Genomic DNA, 25,241 nt, shown 5'->3' with positions numbered 1-25,241 from the left:
AATGCGCATCCTAATGATTATTGATGGTTTACCCGGTGGAGGAGCCGAAAAAACGGTTCTTACACTCTCCCGCGGGTTAATAGAAATGGGGCATCAGGTCTCTCTATTCTCTCTGCGGAAAGTGTGCGACTACGCCATCCCGGAAGGCATCGATTATCAGGTTGTTCAGGACACATGTAAAAAACCGTGGCGAAAGCTGACGGAGATCCCACGCCGCGCCCAACTGCTTGATCAGGCGATTGAGCGAGCTGAGCGCAGCGGCAAATTTGATGTGGTGTTCTCTCACCTGCACAAGACAGACCGCATTGTGGCGCACTGCCGCGCGCTGGAACGTGACAAAGTCTGGTTCTGCGTGCATGGCATGTTCTCGTTTTCCTATCTTCGCCATCGCAGCGGACTTTCGCGCTGGTTTAAACATCTTAAAATTCGTCATACCTACGAAAACCGCAACGTTGTCGCCGTCTCAGGCGCCGTGTTGAAAGATCTTTCCGAGACGCTGGCGCTCAATCTTCGACGCAAAGCGGTTATCCATAATCCTTTTGATATTCCTGAAATTCAGCGTCTGGCGGATGCGCCTTTCGAAATGCAGGGAAAGGATTACATTATTCATGTTGGCCGCTTCCATGAGCACAAACGCCACGACCGACTCTTACGTGCGTTCGCCCTGAGCAAAATTGACACCACGCTGGTCATGATGGGCAATGGCTCTGACGCTCAAATTCGCAAACTCAAGCAGCTTGCAGCCGAGCTGGGTATTGAAAACAAAACGGTTTTCCGCCCGTTCGACTCCAATCCCTATCCCTGGATTAAAGGGGCACGCCTTTTAGTGTTAAGTTCTGACTGCGAAGGTTTTGGTAATGTGCTGGTCGAAGCCATTATCTGCCAGACGCCACCGGTCAGTACAAATTGCCCCGGAGGCCCTGCTGAAATCCTCACCGGAGCCTTAGCGCGCGGGCTGGCAGAGTTAAATGACGCGTCACTGGCAAAAACGCTGGCGGATATTTATACCGCCCCGCCGGTCGTTGGCGATGCAACCATCGCGTCGTTCGGTATCAGTGCCATTTGCCAGCAATATATTGCTCTGGTCGACAATCAAAAATAATCAGGTTTCTTATGCAAAATTCTGCCCCATTGTTAAGCGTGGTGGTTGCCGTTTATAACGGTGAAGCTTTCCTGGATCAGTTCTTTACCTGCCTTGTCAATCAACGCATCGACAGCATGGAAGTCATCATTGTCAATGACGGCTCTACTGACCGCTCGATGGAGATCGTCGAAAAATGGCGAGAAAAACTACCGCAGATGCAGGTTATAGAACAGCAAAACCAGGGCGTATCCATCGCGCGTAACACCGGTCTGGCCGTTGCGACGGGTCAATATCTCTCTTTCCCGGATATTGATGATGTCTTTAAACCCGGCATGTACCAGCGCCTGCTGGATATGGCCGTCACGCAGGATCTGGATGTCGCCACCTGTAACGGGAACTACGTCTGGGAGAACAACAAGAAACCCTCACGCCCGATCTTCCCTGAAGACAAACTGGCTTCCACAGGGGTCATGGCTGGCCCTGCGTGGTTAAAAATGGCGCTGGATTCACGTAAATTCCTTCACGTCACCTGGCTGAACATCTATCGCCACGACTTTATCCGTAAACACAGTTTCCATTTCGAACCCGGCCTGCGCCATCAGGATATTCCGTGGACCACCGAAGTGCTGCTTGCGGCAGAGCGGGTTCAGTACACCAGTGAACGTTATTACGACTACTACATTCACTCTGCATCGGTGTCTCATATGCCGGACAATGACGACACGCTAATTCGCTCCGCGCGTCACTACATGAAAATCCTGCAGATGCTCGACGCCATCAATCAGCGCTACCCGGATAAAGTGAAAGGGATCCCTGCCTGCCACTGGCAAATTGCCAAAGAGGGGTTGGGCATTATTCACACCTTCGACAACATGAAGGATGAGAAGAAGAAATCAATGATTATTAAAGAGTTCTTCGAAACAGGCATCTGGAAACTCATCTGGAAAAGTGCAAAAAATCCGCGTCTGCGCTGGCGGCTGGGTCGACGTTATTTCCGTTTGAAACGGTATCTGGCATAAGAGATAGCTTTACCTGGCCTAAATGCTTAGAATTTGCCCGCCGAAACTAAAAAAACGGATAATCGCTTGGAATTGTTGTATACCGCTCTGCTCTACATCATTCAGCCACTGGTGTGGCTGAGACTGTTGCTTCGTAGCCGGAAAGCGCCTGCGTATCGTAAACGCTGGGCTGAACGCTATGGCTTCTGCCGCAATAAAGTCGTACCGGACGGTATTTTGCTGCATTCCGTTTCTGTCGGTGAAACGCTGGCGGCGATCCCGCTGGTTCGCGCCCTGCGTCACCGCTACCCTTCGCTGCCAATCACCGTCACGACGATGACGCCAACCGGCTCGGAGCGCGCGTTATCCGCTTTCGGCAAAGACGTGCAGCACGTCTATCTGCCTTACGATCTGCCCTGCGCCATGAATCGTTTCCTCAACACCGTTCGCCCGAAGCTGGTGATCGTGATGGAAACCGAACTGTGGCCGAACATGATTTCCGCTCTGCATGCCCGTAAAATCCCGCTGGTCATTGCCAACGCGCGCCTGTCAGAGCGCTCGGCGATAGGTTACGGCAAGCTGGGTAAATTTATGCGCCGCCTGCTGGGCAAAATCACGCTGATTGCCGCGCAGAACGAAGAGGACGCGGCGCGCTTTATCTCTCTGGGCCTGAAACGCAACCAGCTTGCGGTAACGGGCAGCCTGAAGTTCGATATTTCCGTTACCCCTGAACTCGCCGCCCGTGCGATCACGCTGCGTCGCCAGTGGGCCCCGCGTCGTCAGGTCTGGATTGCGACCAGTACCCATGATGGCGAAGAAGAGATCATCCTGCAGGCTCACCGCAAGCTGCTGGAAAAATTCCCTGATTTACTGCTGATCCTCGTGCCTCGCCATCCGGAGCGTTTTAAAGATGCCCGTGAAATGGTTCAGAAAGGCGGCTTCAGCTTCACGCTGCGCAGCAGCGGTGAAATCCCTTCCGGCAGCACCCAGGTGGTGATTGGCGACACGATGGGCGAGCTGATGTTGCTGTACGGAATCGCTGACCTCGCGTTTGTCGGTGGCAGCCTGGTGGAGCGCGGCGGTCATAACCCGCTGGAGCCGGCAGCCCACGCCATTCCGGTACTGATGGGGCCGCACACGTTTAACTTCAAAGATATCTGCGCGAAATTACAGCAGGCCGATGGTTTAATTACCGTGACCGATGCGGATTCGGTGGTTAAAGAGGTATCGACCCTTCTGACTGACGAAGATTATCGCCTGTGGTACGGGCGTCATGCCGTCGAAGTGCTGCACCAGAACCAGGGCGCACTGACCCGACTGCTGCAGCTTCTGCAACCTTATCTGCCCCAGCGGAGCCACTGATGTCAACGCGTCTGTCGGTCGTCATGATCGCCAAAAACGCCGCCGACCTGCTTCCGGATTGCCTGGCGTCGGTTGCCTGGGCTGACGAGATAGTCATTCTTGACTCCGGAAGTACGGATAACACGGTGGATCTTGCCCGGGCAGCGGGCGCAAACGTCTTTGTCGACGCTGACTGGCAAGGCTACGGCATCCAGCGCCAGCGCGCACAGGGGTATGCCACAGGTGATTATGTCCTGATGCTCGACACCGACGAACGCATCACGCCGGAGCTTCAGCAGGCCATTCAGGCTGTACTTTCCTCGCCCCAGCCTGGCGCCGTGTACAGCATTGCCCGCCGCAACTACTTCCTTGGCCGTTTTATGCGCCACAGCGGCTGGTATCCTGACCGCGTGATGCGCCTCTACGAGCGCGAGCGGTATCAGTACAACGACAATCTGGTGCATGAATCCCTGAGCTGCGATAGCGCTCAGGTCATCCCCCTGAAGGGCGATTTGCTGCACCTGACCTGCCGTGATTTCGCGAGCTTCCAGCGTAAACAGCTCAACTATGCCACCGCATGGGCGCAGGAGCGTCACCAGCGCGGCAAGAAGGCCTCGCTGACGGGAATCTTCACCCACACGCTGGGCGCGTTTCTGAAAACGCTGCTGCTGCGTGGTGGCGTGCTGGACGGCAAGCAGGGCTGGTTACTCGCGGTAGTGAATGCCCAGTATACTTTCAACAAATACACCGAGCTGTGGGCGCTCTGCCGCGGCTACTCAGAGAAAACGTGAGCCATGAGCACAAAAGCGATTTATCCGGGTACCTTCGATCCTATCACCAACGGTCATCTTGATATCATCACCCGTGCGGCGTGCATGTTCGACAAGGTGATCCTGGCCATTGCCGCCAGCCCCAGCAAAAAGCCGATGTTTGACCTCAACGAGCGCGTACAGCTCGCCACCGATGCCATTTCGCACCTGCCGAATGTTGAGGTGGTCGGGTTTAGCGACCTGATGGCTAACTTCGCCCGCGCTCAGCAGGCAAACATTCTTATCCGTGGTTTACGCGCGGTGGCAGACTTCGAGTATGAGATGCAGCTGGCGCACATGAACCGCCACCTGATGCCGGAGCTGGAGAGCGTTTTCCTGATGCCCTCCAAAGAGTGGTCGTTTATCTCTTCTACTCTGGTAAAAGAGGTGGCGCGTCATCACGGCGACGTCACACATTTCCTGCCGACTAACGTCCACCAGGCATTGATGGAAAAGCTAAAGTAACCTTATTTCTGGCACTGACGGCAGTAGAACGTGGCGCGCTGGGCGTGCTTCGTGGCAATCACTGGCGTGCCGCAGACTCTGCACGGTTCGCCTTTACGGCCATACACCTGCAGCTCCTGGGCAAAATAGCCCGGCTTGCCGTCACTTTGCAGGAAGTCCTTCAACGTTGTCCCGCCCTGCTCAATCGAGCGAAGTAATACGGCTTTAATCACCCGGACCAGCAGCTCGCACTCCTGCGCAGACAGCGAAGAGGCCAGCCGATCGGGATGGATCCCGGCCGCAAACAGCGATTCGCTGGCGTAGATATTCCCCACGCCGACCACCAGCTTGTTATCCATCAGCCAGGGCTTAATCGGGCTTTTCTTCTTCGCACACTTCGCCTTGAAGTATTCCGCGTTAAACGCGTCTGAGAGCGGCTCCGGGCCCAGATGCGCCAGCACGTTATGCCCTTCCAGCTCCTTCGTCCACAGCCACGCGCCAAAGCGCCGTGGGTCGGTGTAACGGAGCACTTTGCCGTTGCTCATCACCAGATCGACATGGTCATGCTTTTCCGCAGGCAGTTCTTCGGTAAGAATGCGCAGGCTCCCGGACATTCCCAGGTGGATAATAATCCAGCCGTCGGGCAGCTCCAGCAGCAGGTATTTCGCGCGACGCTGTACGCTAAGGACGGGTTTATCGCTCAGAGTATGGATCTCATCGGACACCGGCCAGCGCAGACGTCCATTGCGGACCACCGCGTGAAGAATCGTTGCGCCGACCAGATGGGGCTCAATGCCGCGACGGCTGGTTTCTACCTCAGGTAATTCAGGCATGGTTCCTCCGTTGAGATTCAGAATGCAAAAAACCCCGCAGTTGCGGGGTTTTTCGATACAAGGAGACTAAAATTATTTGATTTTAGCTTCTTTGTACAGTACGTGCTGGCGTACAACTGGATCGAATTTTTTCAGTTCCAGTTTTTCCGGCTTAGTACGTTTGTTCTTCGTGGTGGTGTAGAAGTGACCTGTACCAGCAGAAGAAACCAGCTTGATTTTCTCGCGAATACCTTTAGCCATGATTTATTTCCTCTTTAAGTACTTAGTACTTTTCGCCACGGGCACGCAGTTCGGACAGAACTGTATCGATGCCTTTCTTATCGATTACACGCATACCTTTAGCAGATACGCGCAGGGTGACAAAACGCTTCTCGCTCTCAACCCAGAAACGGTGAGAGTGCAGGTTCGGCAGGAAACGGCGTTTAGTCGCGTTCAGTGCGTGGGAACGGTTGTTACCGGTCACCGGACGCTTGCCAGTAACTTGGCAGACTCGGGACATGTCTATTCTCCAAAAATCAAATTAGCTCGAGCTTCGTATGGGGTATCGGCGCCTCGTCAGGCTTTACAGCCCGGTCATCGCATAGTTCTAAGTGAACTCTCGATTGCCAGGCCCAAATGCCAAACCCGAGATTCTCAAAGGTGGCGTAGTATACGCTGACTCGGCGGTGTGCTCAAGTCCCGAACAGACAAAGATCCCGACGGATCGCGAGAAATAGCCTAAATCCAGCCATGTTCTGCGAAAGAAATGTACTCACCGCGGCCAATTATCAGATGGTCCAGCACACGAATGTCCATGAATTGACAGCATTTGATAATGCGTTCGGTGATTTCTTTGTCCGCTCTGCTCGGTTCTGCACAGCCAGAGGGGTGATTATGCGCGAGGATCACGCCCGCTGCATTCACTTTTATCGCTTCCCGCACAATTTCACGCGGATGCACCTCAACGTGGCTCAACGTGCCCGCAAAGAGACAGCTATGTTTCAGCACCCGATTTCTGTTATCGACAAAGATCACCATAAAGATCTCGCGTTCAATATCGGTTAACTGGCTCTGCAGGAATTCACGCGTCATTTCTGGCGTCAGGATCGGATCTTCCTTCTCCATGCGGACATTGTAAAAACGGCGGGCAAGTTCAGCAATGCCCCTCAGCTGGGCATATTTCGCCACGCCAATTCCCTCAACGTGCTTAAACTGCGCCAGGTCGGCGGTCAATAAACCGTACAGTGAACCGAAATGTGCTATCAGCTCTTTTGCCAGCGTAAATACCGTTTTTCCGGGCGTGCCGGTACGTAAAAAGAGCGCCAATAGTTCATCGTCTTTTAACAGGGTGACGCCATAGCGCAGCAGTTTTTCGCGCGGCAGCAGCTCCTCATCCTCTTCTTCCATGCTCTTTCTCCTTTTTAACCTCATGCTGCCACAGGCCAATCCGTCGCTCGACGGCCACATTGCGTTCTTGCGTAGCGCCTCGCAAAGTGGACGAAGTACAAAATCACTCCGCTTTGGGGATTGTGATAAAATGCCCGCTCTCTGGTGAAACCCAACAGGAAAGAATCATGATGAGCCTGGCCGGTAAAAAAATCGTTCTTGGCGTGAGCGGCGGCATTGCTGCTTATAAAGCGCCGGAGCTGGTGCGTCGTCTGCGCGAGCGCGGAGCTGACGTGCGGGTCGCGATAACCGAAGGCGGTAAAGCCTTTATCACTCCTCTGAGCCTGCAGGCCGTTTCAGGATACCCGGTATCTGACAGCCTGCTCGATCCGGCCGCCGAAGCCGCCATGGGCCATATTGAGCTGGGTAAATGGGCAGACCTGGTTATCCTCGCCCCCGCCACGGCTGATTTAATCGCTCGGGTGGCGGCCGGTATGGCAAACGATCTGGTCTCCACCATTTGTCTGGCCACGCCAGCTCCAGTTGCCGTCGTTCCTGCCATGAACCAGCAGATGTACCGTAACGCGGCCACCCAGCACAATCTCGAGACGCTGGCCTCACGCGGCCTGCTTATCTGGGGTCCGGACAGCGGCAGCCAGGCCTGCGGCGACGTTGGCCCGGGTCGCATGCTTGATCCGCTGACGATTGTTGATATGGCCGCTGCCCATTTTTCGCCTGTCAACGATCTGCAACATCTCAACATCATGATTACCGCGGGCCCCACGCGCGAGCCGCTGGATCCGGTGCGCTACATCACCAACCACAGCTCCGGCAAAATGGGCTTCGCGATTGCCGCCGCCGCCGCAAGGCGTGGCGCGAACGTCACGCTGGTGAGCGGCCCGGTATCGCTGCCTACCCCTGCGTTTGTGAAGCGAATTGACGTGACTACCGCGCTGGAGATGGAAGCCGCCGTGCAGGCACATGCGCAAAGCCAGCAGATTTTTATCGGCTGTGCGGCCGTCGCAGACTATCGTGCCGAGACGATCGCCGAGGCTAAAATTAAAAAGCAAGGCGATGAATTAACACTAAAAATGGTGAAAAACCCGGACATTGTTGCCGGCGTCGCCGCACTAAAAAGCCATCGTCCATACGTTGTTGGGTTTGCCGCAGAAACGAATAATGTGGAAGAATATGCCCGGCAAAAACGTACCCGCAAAAACCTCGATTTGATTTGCGCGAACGACGTATCGCTGGCCACACAAGGATTTAACAGCGACAGCAACGCACTGCACCTTTTCTGGCAGGATGGAGATAAAGTCTTACCGCTTGAGCGCAAGGAACTCCTGGGCCAACAATTACTGGACGAGATCGTTACCCGTTATGATGAAAAAAATCGACGTTAAGATTCTGGACCCGCGTGTTGGCGAGCAATTCCCGCTGCCAACCTATGCCACCTCCGGTTCTGCCGGTCTTGACCTGCGCGCCTGTCTCGATGACGCCGTAGAACTGGCTCCGGGTGCCACTACCCTGGTTCCAACTGGCCTGGCAATTCACATTGCTGACCCGTCTCTGGCAGCGGTGATCCTGCCGCGTTCTGGTCTGGGCCATAAGCACGGCGTTGTGCTGGGTAACCTGGTGGGCCTGATCGACTCCGACTACCAGGGTCAGCTGATGGTCTCCGTCTGGAACCGCGGTCAGGACAGCTTCACCATTGAACCGGGCGAGCGTATCGCCCAGATGGTCTTTGTACCGGTGGTACAGGCAGAATTTAACCTGGTGGCAGACTTTGACGCCACCGACCGTGGCGAAGGCGGCTTCGGCCATTCCGGGCGCAAATAACGGCCCGAAAGACACGTATCTCACAGCGTTATAATGCAATAACAAACCGCAAACGCCCGTTTGCGGTCGCTGTGTGGATGCCAGCCTGGCAAGTGCTTATTTTCAGGGGTATTTTGTAACATGGCAGAAAAACAAACTGCGAAAAGGAATCGTCGCGAAGAAATACTTCAATCTCTGGCTCTGATGCTTGAATCCAGCGATGGCAGTCAACGCATCACCACCGCTAAACTGGCCGCCTCTGTAGGCGTGTCTGAGGCGGCGCTGTACCGTCATTTCCCGAGCAAGACCCGGATGTTCGACAGCCTGATCGAGTTTATTGAAGACAGCCTGATTACGCGCATCAACCTGATTCTGAAAGACGAAAAAGACACCACCGCGCGTCTGCGTCTGATTGTGCTGTTAATCCTGGGCTTCGGTGAACGCAATCCGGGCTTAACCCGCATTCTCACCGGCCACGCGCTGATGTTTGAACAGGACAGACTGCAGGGCCGCATTAACCAGCTTTTCGAGCGTATTGAAGCGCAATTGCGCCAGGTTCTGCGCGAGAAGAAAATGCGTGAAGGCGAAGGTTACAGTATTGATGAGACTCTGCTGGCGAGCCAGATACTGGCGTTTTGTGAAGGGATGCTCTCCCGCTTTGTGCGTAGCGAATTTAAATACCGTCCAACGGACGATTTTGACGCCCGCTGGCCGTTAGTGGCTGCTCAGTTGCAGTAATCTGTAAGCCCGGTAAGCGTAACGCCACCGGGCAATTTAATTACACCCCGAACTCTTCGCGATACGCTTTTACCGCTGCCAGATGGTCCGCCATTTCAGGCTTCTCTTCCAGATACGCAATCAGCTCTTTCAGGGTAATAATCGACGTCACTTTGCAGTTATAGTCACGCTCCACTTCCTGAATAGCGGAAATCTCGCCACGGCCACGCTCCTGACGATCCAGCGAAATCAGCACGCCAGCCAGCGTCGCAGCGTTGGCCTGGATAATTTCCATCGATTCGCGGATCGCCGTGCCCGCGGTGATTACGTCATCGACCAGCATGACGCGGCCCTGCAGCGGGCTGCCGACCAGATTCCCGCCTTCGCCGTGGGTTTTAGCCTCTTTGCGGTTAAAGCAGTAGGGCACGTCGCGGTCATGGTGTTCCGCCAGCGCCACCGCGGTGGTGGTCGCAATCGGAATGCCTTTGTAGGCCGGGCCAAACAGCAGGTCAAAATCAATCCCGGAATCCACCAGCGCTTCGGCATAGAAACGGCCTAACAGTGCCAGATCGCGCCCGGTATTAAACAGCCCGGCGTTGAAGAAATAGGGACTCTTACGCCCGGATTTCAGCGTAAATTCGCCAAACTTAAGTACCTGCTTGTTAAGCGCAAACTCAATAAACTGGCGCTGATACGATTTCATGGATTTGCTCCTTTGGTTTTTCTGTCTTACAGGCAAAAAAAAGGCGACTCATTGGTCGCCTTTAAAATCAATTTTCTAACGCCGCTTTCTGCGTCGTTACAATGGATTCGATTCCCCCTCGGGCCAACGCCAGCAGGGAGAGAAGTTCTTCGTGGGTGAACGGCTCGCCTTCTGCCGTGCCCTGCACCTCAATGATGCGACCGTCTTCGGTCATCACCACGTTCATGTCGGTTTCTGCTGCGGAATCTTCAACGTATTCCAGATCGCAAAGCGCTTCACCATTAACGATACCGACAGAAACCGCCGCAACCATGCCTTTCATTGGGTTGGTTTTCAGCTTGCCGGCCGCAACCAGCTTGTTCAGGGCATCGGCCAGCGCCACGCAGGCACCGGTAATCGACGCCGTACGCGTACCGCCGTCAGCCTGAATCACGTCGCAATCGAGAGTAATGGTGAATTCGCCGAGGATTTTCAGGTCAACGGCGGCGCGCAGCGCACGCGCGATCAGACGTTGAATCTCCATGGTACGCCCGCCCTGCTTACCCTTCGCCGCTTCACGGGCGTTACGGGTATGGGTCGCACGCGGCAGCATGCCGTATTCAGCGGTGATCCAGCCCTGGCCCTGACCTTTCAGGAAGCGCGGAACGCCTTCTTCGATGGAGGCGGTGCACAGCACTTTAGTGTCACCAAACTCAACCAGCACGGAGCCTTCAGCGTGTTTTGTATAGTTACGGGTCAGGGTGACGGGACGCACCTGATTGGCGCTACGACCTGATGGACGCATGATGGATTCTCCGGCTTGAAACGAATGTGGCTGCGCATTATACGGATAAAGGACGCTTATTCCTATCCTGAGAAGCCCCCGAAAGCTATAATCCCCCCATCTCTCCTTTAAAAACGGGAATGTCTATGATCCGCAGTATGACCGCCTACGCCCGGCGTGAAATCAAGGGTAGCTGGGGTAGCGCCACATGGGAAATGCGCTCGGTAAACCAGCGTTACCTGGAAACGTATTTCCGTATGCCGGAGCAGTTCCGCAGCCTTGAGCCTGTCGTACGTGAACGTATCCGTACGCGTCTGACGCGCGGAAAAGTGGAATGTAACCTGCGCTTTGAGCCCGATGCCAGCGCACAGGGCGAGCTCATCCTCAACGAAAAACTGGCGAAACAGCTCGTGAATGCAGCGAACTGGGTCAAAATGCAGAGCGATGAAGGCGAAATCAACCCGGTTGATATTCTGCGCTGGCCTGGCGTCATGGCGGCCGGTGAGCAGGATCTGGATGCTATTGCCGCTGAAATCCTGGCAGCCCTCGACGGCACGCTGGACGACTTTATCGTTGCCCGCGAAACCGAAGGCCAGGCGCTGAAAGCGATGATTGAGCAGCGCCTTGAAGGCGTGAGCACCGAAGTAGCGAAAGTCCGCACCCATATGCCAGAAGTGCTGCAATGGCAGCGCGAGCGCCTTGTCGCCAAACTGGAAGAAGCCGAAGTTCAGCTGGAAAACACCCGTCTGGAACAAGAGCTGGTGCTGATGGCGCAGCGTATTGATGTCGCTGAAGAGCTGGACCGTCTGGAAGCGCACGTTAAAGAAACCTACAACATTCTGAAGAAGAAAGAAGCTGTGGGCCGCCGTCTGGACTTTATGATGCAGGAGTTCAACCGCGAGTCGAACACCCTGGCGTCTAAATCGATCAATGCAGAAGTGACGAATTCAGCGATTGAGCTGAAAGTGCTGATTGAGCAGATGCGCGAGCAAATCCAGAATATCGAATAATGCTTTTCGGGTGGTGTCGACCGCACCACCCATTACTATTTCTAATCCATCACAACGGCAATTTTTTCGCTTTACCGCCCTCCATCAAGCTTTCTCTATAGAACTTGATAAAAATTTATAGGGCAAACTGACTCGCCTTAGAAAATCTCAATCGTGATCTTGCGCACAAATCGCTAACCTCCCCCACGTTCACACCGGAGGGTATATGCTGCTTCACATCCTTTATCTCATTGGCATCACCGCAGAAGCCATGACCGGCGCGCTTGCCGCCGGACGTCGCCGTATGGACACCTTCGGCGTGATCATTATTGCTACGGCGACCGCACTGGGCGGCGGTTCCGTGCGCGATATTCTGCTTGGCCATTACCCGCTCGGCTGGGTTAAACACCCTGAGTACGTGATTATTGTGGCGACGGCCGCCGTGTTAACCACCATAGTGGCGCCCGTTATGCCCCATCTTCGCCGCCTGTTTCTGGTGCTTGATGCGCTGGGGCTGATTGTCTTTTCGATCATCGGCGCACAAATCGCGCTCGATATGGGGGAAGGACCGGTTATCGCCACCATCGCCGCCGTGGTCACGGGCGTATTCGGCGGTGTGCTGCGCGATATGTTCTGCAAACGCATCCCCCTGGTCTTTCAAAAAGAGCTGTATGCCGGCATCTCCTTTGCGGCAGCGGTGCTCTATATCGCTCTGCAGCATTACGTTTCAAACCATGACGTGGTGGTCATCTCAACGCTGCTGTTTGGCTTTACGGCCCGCATGCTGGCGCTGCGTCTGAAGCTCGGGCTGCCCGTTTTTCATTACAAACACAGCGCCCACTAGCTTCAGAACCCGTTGATGTGCTGTTCAGCGAGCCATTTCGCCAGCACATCTATCTGAGGGGCGTGAATCCAGTTAACGATTTGTCGCGCTTTCTCCTCTCCTGTTCCCGGCAGGGTCTGCCAGTCCTTTGCGTTGCGCCCGCTCATCTTCTGCCACGATATGTCTCCCATCGCCTTCAGCGAAGCCTGGGTCAATGGCACACCCATTGCCATGAGCCAGCGGATAAACGGCTTCTCGCGCACCAGATTAAATCGGTGCCAGAGCGCCAGCCCGCGTGCTGAGGAAAACCCCGGTGTAGCCTGCAGCTGCGCCTGCGTTAATAACAGCCATGAAAAGAGATGTTCAAAATGATGCGCCTGCCAGAGGGTTCGCCAGCCTGACTCGCCTACTCCTTCAATATCAAGTACCTGCTTTGAACTGAGCCAGGTCAGCCGGGCAAAGAACTGCTCCATACACTCCGGTGAAGCATAGAAACAGCTAAGAGCATGATAGCGTGAGGCCGGTGGCTCTGGTTTATGTCTGTCCGTTCCGCGCCAGAGCACCTTATCAAACCGGGGGATACCCTGCCCGGCCAGGCTGATCTGTATCTGATCCCCTGGAGCAATATCCAGATTCTGCCAGCGCCCAACCGAGCCCAGACTCACCCGCTGCACCTGTTTATCATCCAGTTGTACGGGCTCCAGCGCTGCTACAACGGAAATTTTGCCCGTGCGCCCCACGGAAAAATGAATATCACTCACCTCTGCAACCTGGGCTGCGGGAGGATATTTCCACGCGACAACCCAGCTGCCTTCTCCCGGTAACCACTCTTCACCCGCGGGTTCATCCTCCGAACGCACCACAATCCCATCCGTGGCAAAGGGTAATGCGGTCACGTGCCAGGCCGCGCGCTGCTTCTCGACGGCATCGACAGATTCGGCGGGTAGCGTATACCGTGCCGACAGCGTAAAACCGGCCTGAGACAGTTCAGCTAAAGAGGTACGCATATCTTTCGGTCCGTCCGGCCAGGCCCAGATGAATACGCCGATCTTGCTCAATAACGAGTTATCCTTTTGCCGCATCATCGCCCCTGCCACCTTTGCGCGAGCGTTCATTCCGCCCATCTGCTGCTGAATGTGATTGTCGCGTAACCAGAAAAGCTCGCCCTGTAAGACGCTATTCGCCAGCGCGCCGGTGAGCTTTTGCGGAACAGACGGGATTAAACGCACCTTCCCGGTCCAGTCTTCCCCTTTCAGGCCATCACCGCGACTGATAGCCTGGGTTAACTTTCCGTTGCGATAGACCAGCGTCACCGCCACACCGTCAACTTTCGGCTGCATCCACAGATGCTGTCGGGCACGCATCCACTGTCTCAACTCCTCTTTGCTGGCCACTTTATGTACACCCGTATGGGCAACAGGATGTTTTACGCTTCCCACCAGCGCCGGGAGTTTCTCTTCTGAAGGCTCGCTGCCAAAACAGCGCTGCCACAGCGTTAACCGCCCGTGAAGCTGGTCGTAAACCTCGTCGCTGATCTCGCTCACGCCCTGCTTCCAGTAGGCCTCATCCCAGCCTTTGATTTGCGCGCTTAACGACGCCATCTCTTTTTCTGCTTTTGCCTGCGACCACACCGGACACACTGCCGCGCCATAGCCACACCACAACAGCATTAACCCGCTTATCCATCGCCACATCGCTACCCCTCCTTTGCATTGCAGGAGGTATACCCGGATGCCTGAAACAACGCTAACGGCAACGTTTCACAATGCGAGACGCTATCCGGTGTTTCTTTTGGTTGCTGAAAACCACGGATAAAACCTGAAAACGGCACGCAAAATTCAATAATCCAGGGGAAAAAGTGTGACAAAGGCTACGTCACACGGCGGTGACGTGTATAATAAGCCCGTATGTAGGACTTCTTCGTTAACACATACAAAAGACTCTCATGGCTCAAGGCACGCTTTATATTGTTTCTGCCCCTAGTGGCGCGGGTAAATCCAGCCTTATTCAGGCACTGTTAAAAACCCAACCGTTGTACGACACACAGGTTTCTGTTTCTCACACCACGCGAGCGCCGCGTCCGGGTGAAGTGCACGGTGAACACTATTTCTTTGTGGATCACGACGAATTCAGAGCGATGATCGGCAGAGACGCGTTTCTTGAACACGCTGAAGTATTCGGTAATTACTACGGTACCTCGCGTGAAACCATTGAGCAGGTTCTTGCCACGGGCGTGAATGTGTTCCTTGATATCGACTGGCAGGGCGCACAGCAAATTCGTAAGAAAATGCCTGACTCGCGCAGTATCTTTATTTTACCGCCATCGAAAGATGAGCTGGATCGCCGCCTGCGTGGCCGCGGTCAGGACAGCGAAGAAGTGATCGCAAAGCGTATGGAACAGGCTGTTGCAGAAATGAGCCATTACGCGGAATATGATTACCTTATTGTGAATGATGATTTTGATGCCGCACTGAGCGATCTCAAAACCATTCTTCGTGCAGAACGTCTGCGTATGAGCCGCCAGAAGCAGCGACATGACGCATTAATCACCAAACTGTTGGCAGACTGAACCCACTTTCAGTATCATGCCCAGTCATTTCTTCACCTGTGGAGCATTTTAAGTATGGCACGCGTAACTGTTCAGGACGCTGTAGAGAAAATTGGTAACCGTTTTGACCTGGTGCTGGTCGCCGCGCGTCGCGCTCGTCAGATGCAGGTAGGCGGTAAAGATCCGCTGGTACCGGAAGAAAACGATAAAACCACCGTTATTGCACTTCGCGAAATCGAAGAAGGTCTGATCAACAACCAGATCCTCGACGTGCGTGAGCGCCAGGAGCAGCAAGAGCAGGAAGCCGCAGAACTGCAGGCCGTAACCGCTATTGCTGAAGGTCGTCGTTAATTAAACCTGCGGGTCGCCCTTGTATCTGTTTGAAAGCCTGAATCAACTGATTCAAACCTACCTGCCTGAAGACCAGATTAAGCGTCTTCAGCAGGCGTATCTCGTTGCACGTGACGCTCACGAGGGCCAGACACGTTCAAGCGGTGAACCCTATATCACGCACCCGGTAGCGGTGGCCTGTATTCTGGCCGAGATGAAACTCGACTACGAAACGCTGATGGCCGCTCTGCTGCATGACGTGATCGAAGATACCCCTGCCACTTATCAGGACATGGAACAGCTGTTTGGCAAAAGCGTTGCCGAACTGGTGGAAGGGGTCTCTAAGCTTGATAAGCTGAATTTCCGCGACAAGAAAGAGGCGCAAGCCGAAAACTTCCGCAAGATGATTATGGCGATGGTGCAGGATATCCGCGTCATTCTCATCAAACTCGCTGACCGTACCCACAACATGCGCACGCTGGGCTCACTTCGCCCGGATAAACGTCGCCGCATTGCCCGTGAAACTCTCGAAATCTACAGTCCGCTGGCGCACCGTTTAGGTATTCACCACATTAAAACCGAGCTGGAAGAGCTGGGTTTTGAAGCGTTGTACCCGAACCGCTATCGCGTGATTAAAGAGGTGGTGAAAGCCGCACGCGGTAACCGTAAAGAGATGATTCAAAAAATCCTCTCGGAAATTGAAGGGCGCTTACAGGAAGCGGGAATCCCGTGCCGCGTCAGCGGTCGTGAAAAACATTTGTACTCCATCTACTGCAAAATGGTGCTCAAAGAGCAGCGTTTTCACTCGATCATGGATATCTACGCTTTTCGCGTGATCGTCAACGACTCGGACACCTGTTATCGCGTGCTGGGGCAGATGCACAGCCTCTACAAACCGCGTCCGGGGCGCATGAAAGATTACATCGCTATCCCAAAAGCGAACGGCTATCAATCTTTGCACACCTCGATGATCGGTCCGCACGGCGTGCCTGTTGAGGTGCAAATTCGCACCGAAGACATGGACCAGATGGCAGAGATGGGTGTTGCCGCACACTGGGCGTATAAAGAGCACGGTGGCGAAAGCAGCACGACCGCACAAATCCGCGCCCAGCGCTGGATGCAGAGCCTGCTGGAGCTTCAGCAGAGTGCGGGTAGCTCGTTTGAATTTATCGAGAGCGTTAAATCCGATCTCTTCCCGGATGAGATTTACGTTTTCACCCCAGAAGGCCGCATTGTCGAACTGCCTGCGGGCGCAACGCCGGTCGACTTCGCTTACGCCGTGCACACCGATATCGGGCATGCCTGCGTAGGCGCGCGCGTCGACAGACAGCCTTATCCGCTCTCTCAGCCGCTCTCCAGCGGCCAGACGGTAGAAATTATTACCGCGCCGGGCGCACGTCCGAACGCGGCCTGGCTGAACTTTGTCGTGAGCTCCAAAGCACGCGCCAAAATTCGCCAGCTGCTGAAAAACCTCAAGCGTGATGATTCCGTCAGCCTGGGGCGTCGTCTGCTCAACCACGCGTTGGGCGGCAGCCGTAAGCTGGCTGAAATTCCGCAGGAGAACGTCCAGCGCGAGCTGGAGCGCATGAAGCTCGCGTCGCTTGACGACCTGCTTGCAGAGATTGGCCTCGGCAACGCCATGAGCGTGGTGGTGGCGAAGAACCTGCAGCAAGGCGACACGACAGCGGTGCCTGCAACCACGCAAAGCCACGGACACCTGCCGATTAAAGGCGCGGATGGGGTACTGATCACCTTCGCAAAATGCTGTCGTCCAATCCCTGGCGACCCGATTATTGCGCACGTCAGCCCGGGTAAAGGGCTGGTTATCCACCACGAGTCCTGTCGTAACATTCGCGGCTACCAGAAAGAGGCCGAGAAGTTTATGGCGGTCGAGTGGGATAAAGAGACGGCGCAGGAATTTATCACCGAAATTAAGGTGGATATGTTCAACCATCAGGGTGCCCTGGCGAACCTGACGGCAGCGATCAACACGGCTTCTTCCAACATTCAAAGCCTGAATACGGAAGAAAAAGATGGCCGCGTGTACAGCGCCTTTATTCGTCTGACCGCCCGCGACCGCGTGCATCTGGCGAATATTATGCGCAAGATCCGCGTCATGCCGGACGTGATTAAAGTCACCCGAAACCGAAACTAGGTTTATGAATTCACAACGTTATGCACGTATCTGCGAAATGCTCGCCAGGCGTCAGCCTGACCTGACGGTCTGCATGGAGCAGGTGCACAAACCTCATAACGTCTCTGCTATCGTTCGTACCGCAGATGCCGTCGGTGTGCATGAAGTGCACGCCGTTTGGCCGGACGGCCGTATGCGCAATACGGTCTCGGCGGCGGCAGGCAGCAACAGCTGGGTGTCTGTCAAAAATCATCACACCATTGGCGAAGCCGTATCGCACCTGAAAGGGCGCGGGATGCAGATCCTTGCCACTAACCTGTCAGCTAAAGCCGTAGATTTCCGCGAGATCGACTACACCCGCCCGACCTGCATTTTGATGGGTCAGGAGAAAACCGGGATCTCCCGGGAAGCGCTGGATCTGGCGGATCGTGACATTATCATTCCGATGATCGGCATGGTGCAGTCTTTGAACGTCTCCGTGGCGTCCGCACTCATTCTGTATGAAGCGCAGCGCCAGCGTCAGAACGCCGGGATGTACGAGCGCAGCAACAGCATGCTGCCGGAAGATGAACAGCAGCGCCTGCTGTTTGAAGGTGGTTATCCGGTGCTGGCTCGCGTTGCGAAGCAGAAAAAATTGCCTTACCCTCACGTCAATGCGCAGGGCGAAATTGAAGCCGATGCCGAGTGGTGGGCCACCATGCAGTACGCCGGGTAAGCGATGAAAGGCCGCCTGCTGGATGCCATCCCGCTTAACAGCCTGACAGGCGTGGGCGCGGCGCAAAGCAATAAGCTGGCAAAAATTGGCCTGCACACCGTGCAGGATCTCCTGCTTCACCTCCCCCTGCGTTACGAAGACCGCACTCAGCTCTACAAGATTGGCGATCTCCTTCCCGCTATTTACGCCACCGTTGAAGGCGAAGTCCTGAACTGCAACATCACCTTCGGCGGACGCCGGATGATGACCTGCCAGATTAGCGACGGCACTGGCATTCTCACCATGCGTTTTTTCAACTTCAGCGCGGCGATGAAAAACAGCCTGGCGACGGGCCGCAGAGTGCTGGCCTATGGCGAAGCCAAACGCGGGAAATACGGCGCAGAGATGATCCACCCGGAGTACCGCGTGCAGGGCGATCTCAGCACGCCGGAAATGCAGGAGACGCTTACCCCGGTTTACCCGACGACCGAAGGCATCAAGCAGGCGACGCTGCGTAAGCTCACCGATCAGGCGCTGGAGCTGCTGGATACCTGCGCCATTTCCGAGCTGCTGCCGCCCGAGCTGGCGCAGGGCATGATGAGCCTGCCCGAGGCGCTGCGAACCCTGCATCGACCGCCGCCAACGCTGCAGCTCAGCGATTTAGAAAGCGGCAAACACCCCGCCCAACAGCGTCTTATTCTTGAGGAATTACTGGCACATAACCTGAGCATGCTGGCGCTTCGCGCGGGCGCGCAGCGTTTCCACGCTCAGCCGTTAAGCCAGAATGATGCGCTCAAAGATAAGCTGCTGGCCTCTCTGCCGTTTAAGCCCACCGGCGCGCAGGCGCGCGTCACCGCCGAGATTGAACGCGATATGGCGCTCGACGTGCCGATGATGCGCCTGGTGCAGGGCGACGTGGGCTCCGGTAAAACGCTGGTTGCCGCCCTGGCGGCCCTGCGCGCGATTGCCCACGGTAAACAGGTGGCGCTAATGGCGCCGACCGAGCTGCTGGCTGAACAGCACGCCAACAATTTCCGCGCCTGGTTTGCGCCACTCGGGATTGAAGTGGGCTGGCTTGCCGGGAAGCAAAAAGGCAAAGCGCGCCTTGCGCAACAGGAGGCTATTGCCAGCGGGCAGGTGCAGATAATTGTCGGCACGCACGCTATCTTCCAGGAGCAGGTGCAGTTTAACGGTCTTGCGCTGGTGATCATCGACGAGCAGCACCGCTTCGGCGTGCATCAGCGTTTGGCATTATGGGAGAAAGGGCTGCAGCAGGGCTTCCACCCGCATCAGCTGATCATGACCGCCACGCCGATCCCGCGCACCCTGGCGATGACCGCGTACGCCGATCTGGATACCTCCACCATCGACGAACTGCCGCCGGGCCGTACGCCGGTCACCACGGTCGCCATTCCCGACACGCGCCGCAGCGATATCATTGACCGCGTGCGCAACGCCTGCACCCAGGAAGGGCGTCAGGCCTACTGGGTCTGTACGCTGATTGAAGAATCTGAACTGCTGGAAGCGCAGGCTGCCGAAGCCACGTGGGAAGAGCTTAAGCTGGCGCTGCCGGAGCTGAACGTGGGTCTGGTTCACGGACGCATGAAGCCCGCTGAAAAACAGGCGGTCATGCAGTCGTTCAAACAGGGTGATTTGCATTTGCTGATCGCCACCACGGTGATCGAAGTCGGCGTGGACGTCCCGAATTCCAGCCTGATGATCATCGAAAACCCGGAGCGTCTCGGCCTTGCCCAGCTCCACCAGCTGCGCGGGCGCGTCGGCCGTGGCGCGGTTGCGTCCCACTGCGTTCTGCTCTACAAAGCGCCTCTTTCCAAAACCGCCCAGATGCGTCTTCAGGTGCTGCGCGACAGCAACGACGGTTTTGTGATTGCGCAAAAAGACCTGGAGATCCGCGGCCCGGGCGAACTGCTGGGCACGCGTCAGACGGGGAACGCCGAGTTTAAAGTGGCGGATTTGCTGCGCGATCAGGCCATGATCCCAGAAGTTCAGCGCCTGGCTCGCCATATTCATGAACACTACCCCGAACAGGCGGCAGCGTTAATTGAGCGCTGGATGCCGGAAACCGAGCGCTATTCCAACGCCTGATTTCAGGCAAACATCGGCAGCATCAGATACAGCTTAATCACCAGCGCGTTGACGATATCAATGAAGAATGCGCCAACCATCGGGACCACAAGAAACGCCATGTGCGATGGCCCGAACCGTTCTGTGATCGCCTGCATATTGGCGATAGCCGTTGGAGTGGCCCCCAGACCAAACCCGCAGTGACCCGCCGCCAGCACCGCCGCATCGTAGTTTTTGCCCATCATGCGCCAGGTCACGAACATGGCGTACAGCGCCATAAACAGCGCCTGTACCGCCAGAATCGCCACCATCGGCAGCGCCAGCGAGGCCAGCTCCCACAGCTTGAGGCTCATCAGCGCCATCGCCAGGAACAGCGACAGGCAGACGTTGCCGAGCACCGATACCGCCCGTTCAAACACGCGGTAGAAGCCCATCAGCGCCAGACCGTTGCTCAGGATCACCCCGATAAACAGCACGCAGACAAACGTCGGCAGTTCAAACGCGGACCCCGCCAGCCATTGCGCAACCACTTTGCCCACGGTCAGGCAGATGGCGATCGTCGCGATGGTTTCAATCAGCACCAGCGAGGTAATGCTGCGCCCGACGTCCGGCTTTTCGAACGCGGTCGGCACCAGCTCATCGTCAGGCCTGCCGTTCGGCGTGGTGGAGTGCTTAACCAGATACCGCGCCACCGGGCCGCCAATCAGGCCCCCCAGCACCAGGCCAAAGGTCGCACAGGCCATCGCCACTTCCGTCGCGTTTTCAAACCCGTAGCGCTCGATGAACAGCTTGCTCCACGCGGCCCCGGTTCCGTGACCGCCCGAAAGGGTAATCGACCCCGCCAGCAATCCCATCAGCGGATCCAGCCCCAGCAGCGTTGCCATGCCGATGCCAATGGCGTTTTGCATCAGCAGCAGCCCCACCACCACAATCAGGAATACGCCGAGCACCTTACCGCCCGAGCGCAGGCTCGCCAGGTTGGCGTTCAGGCCGATAGTGGCAAAGAAGGCCAGCATCAGCGGATCTTTCAGGGACATATCAAAATCGATTTCCCAGCCCATGCTTTTTTTCAGTATCAGCAGGGCCAGCGCCACCAGCAGGCCACCGGCGACAGGTTCAGGAATGGTGTATTTCTTCAGAAGGGAAACGCTATGTACCAGCTTGCGACCAAGCAGAAGAACCAGCGTTGCGGCAACAAGGGTCGACAACGTATCGAGATGAATCATAAAAGGCTCCTGTAATGCGCGTGTTCCATACACACGCGGCGTTATCCTGGGCCGGGTTGCGCTCTTCATGAGCTCCCGGCGCAAAAAGTGTAATTTTTTTTCCCCACGCGTTGTAGAAAACCTGCTCACAGCAGCAGATTTTCTTCCCTTTTTTTGCTGGCAATCGTTTGCTTTTACCAGGTGGTCAGATAAAATGCCCGCTTTTCCACCGTGGGATTGCCGCCGATGTCCGTTAACACCATAGAGTCGCCTGATGCGCAACCGATTGCGCAGAAGCAAAATAGCGAACTGATTTACCGCCTTGAAGACCGCCCGCCGCTGCCGCAAACGCTTTTCGCCGCCTGCCAGCATCTTCTGGCAATGTTTGTTGCGGTGATCACCCCGGCGCTGCTGATTTGCCAGGCGCTCGGTTTACCGGCGCAGGACACGCAGCACATTATCAGCATGTCTCTCTTCGCCTCCGGCGTGGCCTCGATTATTCAAATTAAAGCGTGGGGTCCGGTGGGGTCGGGATTATTGTCGATTCAGGGCACCAGCTTTAACTTCGTGGCACCGCTGATCATGGGCGGTACGGCGCTGAAAACCGGCGGTGCGGATGTTCCGACCATGATGGCGGCGCTGTTCGGCACGCTGATGCTGGCCAGCTGTACGGAGATGGTGATCTCCCGCGTTCTGCATCTGGCTCGCCGCGTCATCACCCCGCTGGTTTCCGGCGTGGTCGTGATGATTATCGGCCTGTCGCTGATCCAGGTGGGCCTGACGTCCATCGGCGGCGGCTATGCCGCAATGAGCGACCACACCTTCGGCGCGCCGAAAAACCTGCTGCTGGCGGGTGTCGTGCTGGCGATCATTATTCTGCTTAACCGTCAGCGTAACCCTTACCTGCGCGTCGCCTCGCTGGTGATCGCCATGGCGGCGGGCTACCTGCTGGCGTGGGCGCTGGGCATGCTGCCGGAGAACACCGCGCCGACCAACAGCGCGCTGATCGTCGTTCCTACGCCGCTGTACTACGGACTGGGCATTGACTGGGGCCTGCTCCTGCCGCTGATGCTGGTCTTTATGATCACCTCTCTGGAGACCATCGGTGATATCACCGCCACCTCGGACGTCTCCGAGCAGCCGGTGTCCGGCCCGCTGTACATGAAGCGCCTCAAAGGCGGCGTGCTGGCGAACGGCCTGAACTCGTTTGTCTCTGCGGTATTCAACACCTTCCCGAACTCCTGCTTCGGTCAGAACAACGGCGTGATCCAGCTGACCGGCGTTGCCAGCCGCTACGTCGGTTTTGTGGTGGCGCTGATGCTGATCGTTCTCGGCCTGTTCCCGGCGGTAAGCGGCTTTGTGCAGCATATCCCTGAGCCAGTGCTGGGCGGCGCGACGCTGGTGATGTTCGGCACTATCGCGGCCTCCGGCGTGCGTATTGTCTCCCGCGAGCCGCTGAACCGCCGCGCGATCATGATTATCGCGCTGTCGCTGGCCGTTGGCCTGGGCGTGTCCCAGCAGCCGCTGATCCTGCAGTTTGCGCCTGACTGGGTGAAAAACTTGCTCTCTTCCGGCATTGCCGCGGGCGGTATCACCGCTATCGTTCTGAACCTCGTTTTCCCGCCTGAAAAGAACTGATCATCTTCACGGCAGGTAGTCAATGCCTGCCGTGACATCTAATTACACCATTCCCGCCTTGAGGATTGCGCATAAATCGTGCATAACTCCCTTATGTGCGTTTTGCGGGATGGAAGACCATGAAATTTATTGGAAAGCTCCTCATCTATCTTCTGGTAGCCCTGCTCATTGTGCTGCTGGCGCTCTATATTCTGCTCCAGACCCGCTGGGGCGCGTCTCAGGTCAGCAGCTGGGTGACGGTGAATACCGACTACGAACTCAGTTTCGACAAGATGAATCACCGCTTTTCGTCGCCTTCCCACATCATTCTGGAAAACGTCACCTTCGGTCGGGACGGTAAACCCGCCACGCTGGTTGCCAAAAAAGTCGATATCGGCCTGAGCAGCCGCCAGATAACCGATCCGCTGCATATGGACACCATCACCCTGTTCGACGGCACGCTGAATCTCTCGCCTCAAACGGCACCGCTGCCGTTCCAGGCGGATCGCCTGCAGCTGAACAATATGGCGTTTAACAGCCCGAATACCGAATGGGACCTGAGCGCGCAAAAGGTCACGGGCGGCGTCAGCCCGTGGCAGCCGGAAGCGGGCAACGTGCTGGGGAACAACGCGCAGATCCAGATGAGCGCGGGCTCGCTGACCCTGAACGGCGTACCGGCAACCAACGTGCTGATCGAGGGCCAGCTTAACGGCAGGGAAGTGGTGCTGAAAACGATTGGCGCCGATATGGCCCGTGGCTCGCTTACCGGCTCCGCCCTGCGCAACGCCGACGGGAGCTGGATTATCGACACCATGCGCCTGAATGAGATCCGCCTGCAGAGCGATAAAACGCTAATGGCGTTCTTTGCGCCGCTGGCCTCCATCCCTTCTCTGCAAATTGGTCGTCTGGACGTGACCGACGCCCGGCTTCAGGGCCCGGACTGGGCGGTGACCGATCTCGATTTAAGCCTGCGCAACCTGACTCTCAGCAAAGGCGACTGGCAGAGCCAGGAAGGCCGCCTGTCCATGAACGCCAGCGAGTTTATCTACGGCTCCCTGCATCTGTTTGACCCGATCCTGAATGCGGAGTTTTCCCCGCAGGGCATGGCGCTGCGTCAGTTCACCTCCCGCTGGGAAGGCGGCATGGTTCGCACGTCCGGTAACTGGCTGCGCGATGGCAAAGCGCTGGTGCTGGACGATGTTGCCATCGCCGGGCTGGAGTACACCCTGCCGCAGAACTGGAAAACGCTTTGGATGGAGCCCCTGCCGGAATGGCTGAACAGCGTCACGCTGCAAAAATTCGGCCTGAGCCGTAACCTGGTGATCGACATCGATCCTGCCTTCCCGTGGCAGATCACCTCTCTGGATGGCTATGGCGCAAACCTGCAGCTGGTGAAAGATCGCCAGTGGGGCATCTGGGGCGGCAGCGCGACCCTGAACGGCGCGGCGGCGACCTTTAACCGCGTCGACGTGCGCCGTCCGTCGCTCGCGCTGAATGCGAACGCCGCCACGGTGAACATTACCGACCTTAGCGCCTTTACCGAGAAAGGTATTCTTGAAGCAACGGCGACGGTTTCACAGCTTCCGCAGCGGCAGACTACGGTGAGCCTGAACGGGCGCGGCGTGCCGCTCAACGTGCTGCAGCAGTGGGGCTGGCCTGCGCTGTCGATTACGGGCGACGGCAATATTCAGCTCACCGCCAGCGGCAGCGTGCAGGCAAATGCCCCGTTGAAGCCAACGGTGAACGGCAAGCTGAACGCGGTGAATATGGATAAACAGCAGGTACAGCAGACGATGACGGGCGGAGTGGTTTCAACACCGGTGCAATAAACAAGCCGGGTGGCGCAAGGTAAATGCAAAACGGCAACCCTGTTGCCGTTTTTGATGTTTGTTCCCTCTCCCTGTGGGAGAGGGTCAGGGTGAGGGCACCAGACCGCATAAT

25 protein-coding genes are annotated in these 25,241 nt (G+C 56.3%); 17 read left to right on the top strand and 8 right to left on the bottom strand.

The genetic code is table 11. The features are described from left to right. Position 1: 1 nt before the first annotated feature. The 5 genes from ACMWLG_RS10915 (at position 2) to coaD (ending at position 4,697) form a co-directional block, all read left to right on the top strand. Positions 2-1,102: a glycosyltransferase gene (locus tag ACMWLG_RS10915; protein WP_045400325.1), complete on the top strand. Its 1,101-nt coding sequence runs from the start codon at positions 2-4 to the stop codon at positions 1,100-1,102. Positions 1,103-1,113: 11 nt separating this feature from the next. Further along, entirely contained in the window at positions 1,114-2,103 is a 990-nt protein-coding gene (locus tag ACMWLG_RS10910; RefSeq protein WP_045400329.1) for a glycosyltransferase, read from the top strand. A gap of 66 nt (positions 2,104-2,169) precedes the next feature. Next, complete coding sequence (gene waaA / locus ACMWLG_RS10905) at positions 2,170-3,444, top strand: lipid IV(A) 3-deoxy-D-manno-octulosonic acid transferase (protein WP_045400332.1); 1,275 nt, start codon at positions 2,170-2,172, stop codon at positions 3,442-3,444. Further along, positions 3,444-4,214 (top strand): glycosyltransferase family 2 protein, encoded by a 771-nt coding sequence (locus ACMWLG_RS10900; RefSeq protein WP_045400335.1) that lies wholly within the window; start codon positions 3,444-3,446, stop codon positions 4,212-4,214. The genes waaA and ACMWLG_RS10900 overlap by 1 nt, the downstream gene beginning before the upstream one ends. A 3-nt stretch (positions 4,215-4,217) precedes the next feature. Next, the gene (coaD, locus tag ACMWLG_RS10895) at positions 4,218-4,697 is read left to right on the top strand and encodes a pantetheine-phosphate adenylyltransferase (RefSeq protein WP_023334018.1); all 480 of its coding nucleotides are present in this window, start codon (positions 4,218-4,220) and stop codon (positions 4,695-4,697) included. 2 nt (positions 4,698-4,699) lie between these two features. Here the strand turns inward: coaD and mutM are convergent, their stop codons facing one another. From mutM to radC, 4 genes are all read right to left on the bottom strand, one after another. Then, the gene (gene mutM, locus ACMWLG_RS10890; protein WP_045400338.1) at positions 4,700-5,509 is read right to left on the bottom strand and encodes a bifunctional DNA-formamidopyrimidine glycosylase/DNA-(apurinic or apyrimidinic site) lyase; all 810 of its coding nucleotides are present in this window, start codon (positions 5,507-5,509) and stop codon (positions 4,700-4,702) included. A gap of 72 nt (positions 5,510-5,581) precedes the next feature. After that, a complete protein-coding gene (gene rpmG / locus ACMWLG_RS10885) occupies positions 5,582-5,749 on the bottom strand; it encodes a 50S ribosomal protein L33 (RefSeq protein WP_003024094.1) in 168 nt (55 codons plus the stop codon). 22 nt (positions 5,750-5,771) lie between these two features. After that, on the bottom strand, positions 5,772-6,008 hold the full coding sequence (gene rpmB, locus ACMWLG_RS10880; protein WP_002436699.1) for a 50S ribosomal protein L28: 237 nt from the start codon (positions 6,006-6,008) through the stop codon (positions 5,772-5,774). 218 nt (positions 6,009-6,226) lie between these two features. Then, positions 6,227-6,895 (bottom strand): RadC family protein, encoded by a 669-nt coding sequence (gene radC / locus ACMWLG_RS10875; RefSeq protein ID WP_023309889.1) that lies wholly within the window; start codon positions 6,893-6,895, stop codon positions 6,227-6,229. A gap of 170 nt (positions 6,896-7,065) precedes the next feature. On the opposite strand from radC, the gene coaBC reads away from it, so the two are divergent. The 3 genes from coaBC (at position 7,066) to slmA (ending at position 9,430) form a co-directional block, all read left to right on the top strand. After that, positions 7,066-8,277 (top strand): bifunctional phosphopantothenoylcysteine decarboxylase/phosphopantothenate--cysteine ligase CoaBC, encoded by a 1,212-nt coding sequence (gene coaBC / locus ACMWLG_RS10870; RefSeq protein WP_087823747.1) that lies wholly within the window; start codon positions 7,066-7,068, stop codon positions 8,275-8,277. Continuing rightward, positions 8,255-8,713: a dUTP diphosphatase gene (gene dut, locus ACMWLG_RS10865; RefSeq protein ID WP_008502691.1), complete on the top strand. Its 459-nt coding sequence runs from the start codon at positions 8,255-8,257 to the stop codon at positions 8,711-8,713. Before coaBC ends, dut begins: the two co-directional genes overlap by 23 nt. A 120-nt stretch (positions 8,714-8,833) precedes the next feature. Then, positions 8,834-9,430 carry a nucleoid occlusion factor SlmA gene (gene slmA, locus ACMWLG_RS10860; protein ID WP_008502690.1) on the top strand — a complete coding sequence of 199 codons (597 nt, stop codon included), beginning with the start codon at positions 8,834-8,836 and terminating at the stop codon, positions 9,428-9,430. Between the two features lie 40 nt (positions 9,431-9,470). Here slmA and pyrE read toward each other — a convergent pair whose 3' ends face one another. After that, positions 9,471-10,112, bottom strand: a complete 642-nt coding sequence (gene pyrE, locus ACMWLG_RS10855; protein ID WP_045400340.1) for an orotate phosphoribosyltransferase — start codon at positions 10,110-10,112, stop codon at positions 9,471-9,473. A gap of 67 nt (positions 10,113-10,179) precedes the next feature. Further along, positions 10,180-10,896, bottom strand: coding sequence for a ribonuclease PH (gene rph / locus ACMWLG_RS10850; protein WP_010426431.1), 717 nt, complete (start codon positions 10,894-10,896; stop codon positions 10,180-10,182). Positions 10,897-11,021: 125 nt separating this feature from the next. On the opposite strand from rph, the gene ACMWLG_RS10845 reads away from it, so the two are divergent. Next, positions 11,022-11,885 (top strand): YicC/YloC family endoribonuclease, encoded by an 864-nt coding sequence (locus tag ACMWLG_RS10845; protein WP_023309886.1) that lies wholly within the window; start codon positions 11,022-11,024, stop codon positions 11,883-11,885. A 205-nt stretch (positions 11,886-12,090) separates the two neighbouring features. After that, positions 12,091-12,708 carry a trimeric intracellular cation channel family protein gene (locus tag ACMWLG_RS10840; RefSeq protein ID WP_023334014.1) on the top strand — a complete coding sequence of 206 codons (618 nt, stop codon included), beginning with the start codon at positions 12,091-12,093 and terminating at the stop codon, positions 12,706-12,708. Positions 12,709-12,710: 2 nt separating this feature from the next. On the opposite strand, the gene ligB is transcribed toward ACMWLG_RS10840, so the two are convergent. Further along, a complete protein-coding gene (ligB, locus tag ACMWLG_RS10835; RefSeq protein ID WP_045400343.1) occupies positions 12,711-14,381 on the bottom strand; it encodes an NAD-dependent DNA ligase LigB in 1,671 nt (556 codons plus the stop codon). A 251-nt stretch (positions 14,382-14,632) separates the two neighbouring features. On the opposite strand from ligB, the gene gmk reads away from it, so the two are divergent. The 5 genes from gmk to recG are packed head-to-tail and all read left to right on the top strand — an operon-like array spanning position 14,633 to position 20,499. Then, positions 14,633-15,256: a guanylate kinase gene (gene gmk / locus ACMWLG_RS10830; RefSeq protein WP_010426438.1), complete on the top strand. Its 624-nt coding sequence runs from the start codon at positions 14,633-14,635 to the stop codon at positions 15,254-15,256. A 54-nt stretch (positions 15,257-15,310) separates the two neighbouring features. Next, entirely contained in the window at positions 15,311-15,586 is a 276-nt protein-coding gene (gene rpoZ, locus ACMWLG_RS10825; RefSeq protein WP_000135058.1) for a DNA-directed RNA polymerase subunit omega, read from the top strand. A 19-nt stretch (positions 15,587-15,605) separates the two neighbouring features. Continuing rightward, on the top strand, positions 15,606-17,720 hold the full coding sequence (gene spoT, locus ACMWLG_RS10820; RefSeq protein ID WP_045400346.1) for a bifunctional GTP diphosphokinase/guanosine-3',5'-bis pyrophosphate 3'-pyrophosphohydrolase: 2,115 nt from the start codon (positions 15,606-15,608) through the stop codon (positions 17,718-17,720). Positions 17,721-17,724: 4 nt separating this feature from the next. Further along, positions 17,725-18,414, top strand: a complete 690-nt coding sequence (gene trmH / locus ACMWLG_RS10815) for a tRNA (guanosine(18)-2'-O)-methyltransferase TrmH (RefSeq protein WP_045354723.1) — start codon at positions 17,725-17,727, stop codon at positions 18,412-18,414. Positions 18,415-18,417: 3 nt separating this feature from the next. Continuing rightward, positions 18,418-20,499, top strand: a complete 2,082-nt coding sequence (gene recG / locus ACMWLG_RS10810; protein WP_045400349.1) for an ATP-dependent DNA helicase RecG — start codon at positions 18,418-18,420, stop codon at positions 20,497-20,499. A 2-nt stretch (positions 20,500-20,501) separates the two neighbouring features. Here the strand turns inward: recG and gltS are convergent, their stop codons facing one another. Beyond that, positions 20,502-21,704, bottom strand: coding sequence for a sodium/glutamate symporter (gltS, locus tag ACMWLG_RS10805; RefSeq protein WP_023309880.1), 1,203 nt, complete (start codon positions 21,702-21,704; stop codon positions 20,502-20,504). 225 nt (positions 21,705-21,929) lie between these two features. Here gltS and xanP point away from each other — a divergent pair, with 225 nt between their 5' ends. After that, complete coding sequence (xanP, locus tag ACMWLG_RS10800; protein ID WP_023309879.1) at positions 21,930-23,321, top strand: xanthine/proton symporter XanP; 1,392 nt, start codon at positions 21,930-21,932, stop codon at positions 23,319-23,321. A gap of 119 nt (positions 23,322-23,440) precedes the next feature. After that, positions 23,441-25,129, top strand: a complete 1,689-nt coding sequence (locus ACMWLG_RS10795) for an AsmA family protein (RefSeq protein WP_045400352.1) — start codon at positions 23,441-23,443, stop codon at positions 25,127-25,129. Positions 25,130-25,241: the final 112 nt, after the last annotated feature.

Source organism: Enterobacter sp. 01-M-02-SI-ECC (genome assembly GCF_047530595.1).
Lineage (GTDB): Bacteria > Pseudomonadota > Gammaproteobacteria > Enterobacterales > Enterobacteriaceae > Enterobacter > Enterobacter cloacae_M.
This window is presented reverse-complemented; position numbering and strand designations above follow the sequence as displayed.

What these genes read in the sequence shown, in the direction of transcription:
- xanP (WP_023309879.1), top strand. Translation starts at nt 21,930, where the DNA reads ATGTCCGTTAACACCATAGAGTCGCCTGATGCGCAACCGATTGCGCAG.
- mutM (WP_045400338.1), bottom strand. Translation starts at nt 5,509, where the DNA reads ATGCCTGAATTACCTGAGGTAGAAACCAGCCGTCGCGGCATTGAGCCC.
- coaD (WP_023334018.1), top strand. Translation starts at nt 4,218, where the DNA reads ATGAGCACAAAAGCGATTTATCCGGGTACCTTCGATCCTATCACCAAC.
- coaBC (WP_087823747.1), top strand. Translation starts at nt 7,066, where the DNA reads ATGAGCCTGGCCGGTAAAAAAATCGTTCTTGGCGTGAGCGGCGGCATT.
- rpmG (WP_003024094.1), bottom strand. Translation starts at nt 5,749, where the DNA reads ATGGCTAAAGGTATTCGCGAGAAAATCAAGCTGGTTTCTTCTGCTGGT.
- ACMWLG_RS10915 (WP_045400325.1), top strand. Translation starts at nt 2, where the DNA reads ATGCGCATCCTAATGATTATTGATGGTTTACCCGGTGGAGGAGCCGAA.
- ACMWLG_RS10900 (WP_045400335.1), top strand. Translation starts at nt 3,444, where the DNA reads ATGTCAACGCGTCTGTCGGTCGTCATGATCGCCAAAAACGCCGCCGAC.
- dut (WP_008502691.1), top strand. Translation starts at nt 8,255, where the DNA reads ATGATGAAAAAAATCGACGTTAAGATTCTGGACCCGCGTGTTGGCGAG.
- rpoZ (WP_000135058.1), top strand. Translation starts at nt 15,311, where the DNA reads ATGGCACGCGTAACTGTTCAGGACGCTGTAGAGAAAATTGGTAACCGT.
- gmk (WP_010426438.1), top strand. Translation starts at nt 14,633, where the DNA reads ATGGCTCAAGGCACGCTTTATATTGTTTCTGCCCCTAGTGGCGCGGGT.
- ACMWLG_RS10910 (WP_045400329.1), top strand. Translation starts at nt 1,114, where the DNA reads ATGCAAAATTCTGCCCCATTGTTAAGCGTGGTGGTTGCCGTTTATAAC.
- gltS (WP_023309880.1), bottom strand. Translation starts at nt 21,704, where the DNA reads ATGATTCATCTCGATACGTTGTCGACCCTTGTTGCCGCAACGCTGGTT.
- recG (WP_045400349.1), top strand. Translation starts at nt 18,418, where the DNA reads ATGAAAGGCCGCCTGCTGGATGCCATCCCGCTTAACAGCCTGACAGGC.
- slmA (WP_008502690.1), top strand. Translation starts at nt 8,834, where the DNA reads ATGGCAGAAAAACAAACTGCGAAAAGGAATCGTCGCGAAGAAATACTT.
- radC (WP_023309889.1), bottom strand. Translation starts at nt 6,895, where the DNA reads ATGGAAGAAGAGGATGAGGAGCTGCTGCCGCGCGAAAAACTGCTGCGC.
- rpmB (WP_002436699.1), bottom strand. Translation starts at nt 6,008, where the DNA reads ATGTCCCGAGTCTGCCAAGTTACTGGCAAGCGTCCGGTGACCGGTAAC.
- ligB (WP_045400343.1), bottom strand. Translation starts at nt 14,381, where the DNA reads ATGTGGCGATGGATAAGCGGGTTAATGCTGTTGTGGTGTGGCTATGGC.
- pyrE (WP_045400340.1), bottom strand. Translation starts at nt 10,112, where the DNA reads ATGAAATCGTATCAGCGCCAGTTTATTGAGTTTGCGCTTAACAAGCAG.
- trmH (WP_045354723.1), top strand. Translation starts at nt 17,725, where the DNA reads ATGAATTCACAACGTTATGCACGTATCTGCGAAATGCTCGCCAGGCGT.
- rph (WP_010426431.1), bottom strand. Translation starts at nt 10,896, where the DNA reads ATGCGTCCATCAGGTCGTAGCGCCAATCAGGTGCGTCCCGTCACCCTG.
- ACMWLG_RS10840 (WP_023334014.1), top strand. Translation starts at nt 12,091, where the DNA reads ATGCTGCTTCACATCCTTTATCTCATTGGCATCACCGCAGAAGCCATG.
- ACMWLG_RS10845 (WP_023309886.1), top strand. Translation starts at nt 11,022, where the DNA reads ATGATCCGCAGTATGACCGCCTACGCCCGGCGTGAAATCAAGGGTAGC.
- ACMWLG_RS10795 (WP_045400352.1), top strand. Translation starts at nt 23,441, where the DNA reads ATGAAATTTATTGGAAAGCTCCTCATCTATCTTCTGGTAGCCCTGCTC.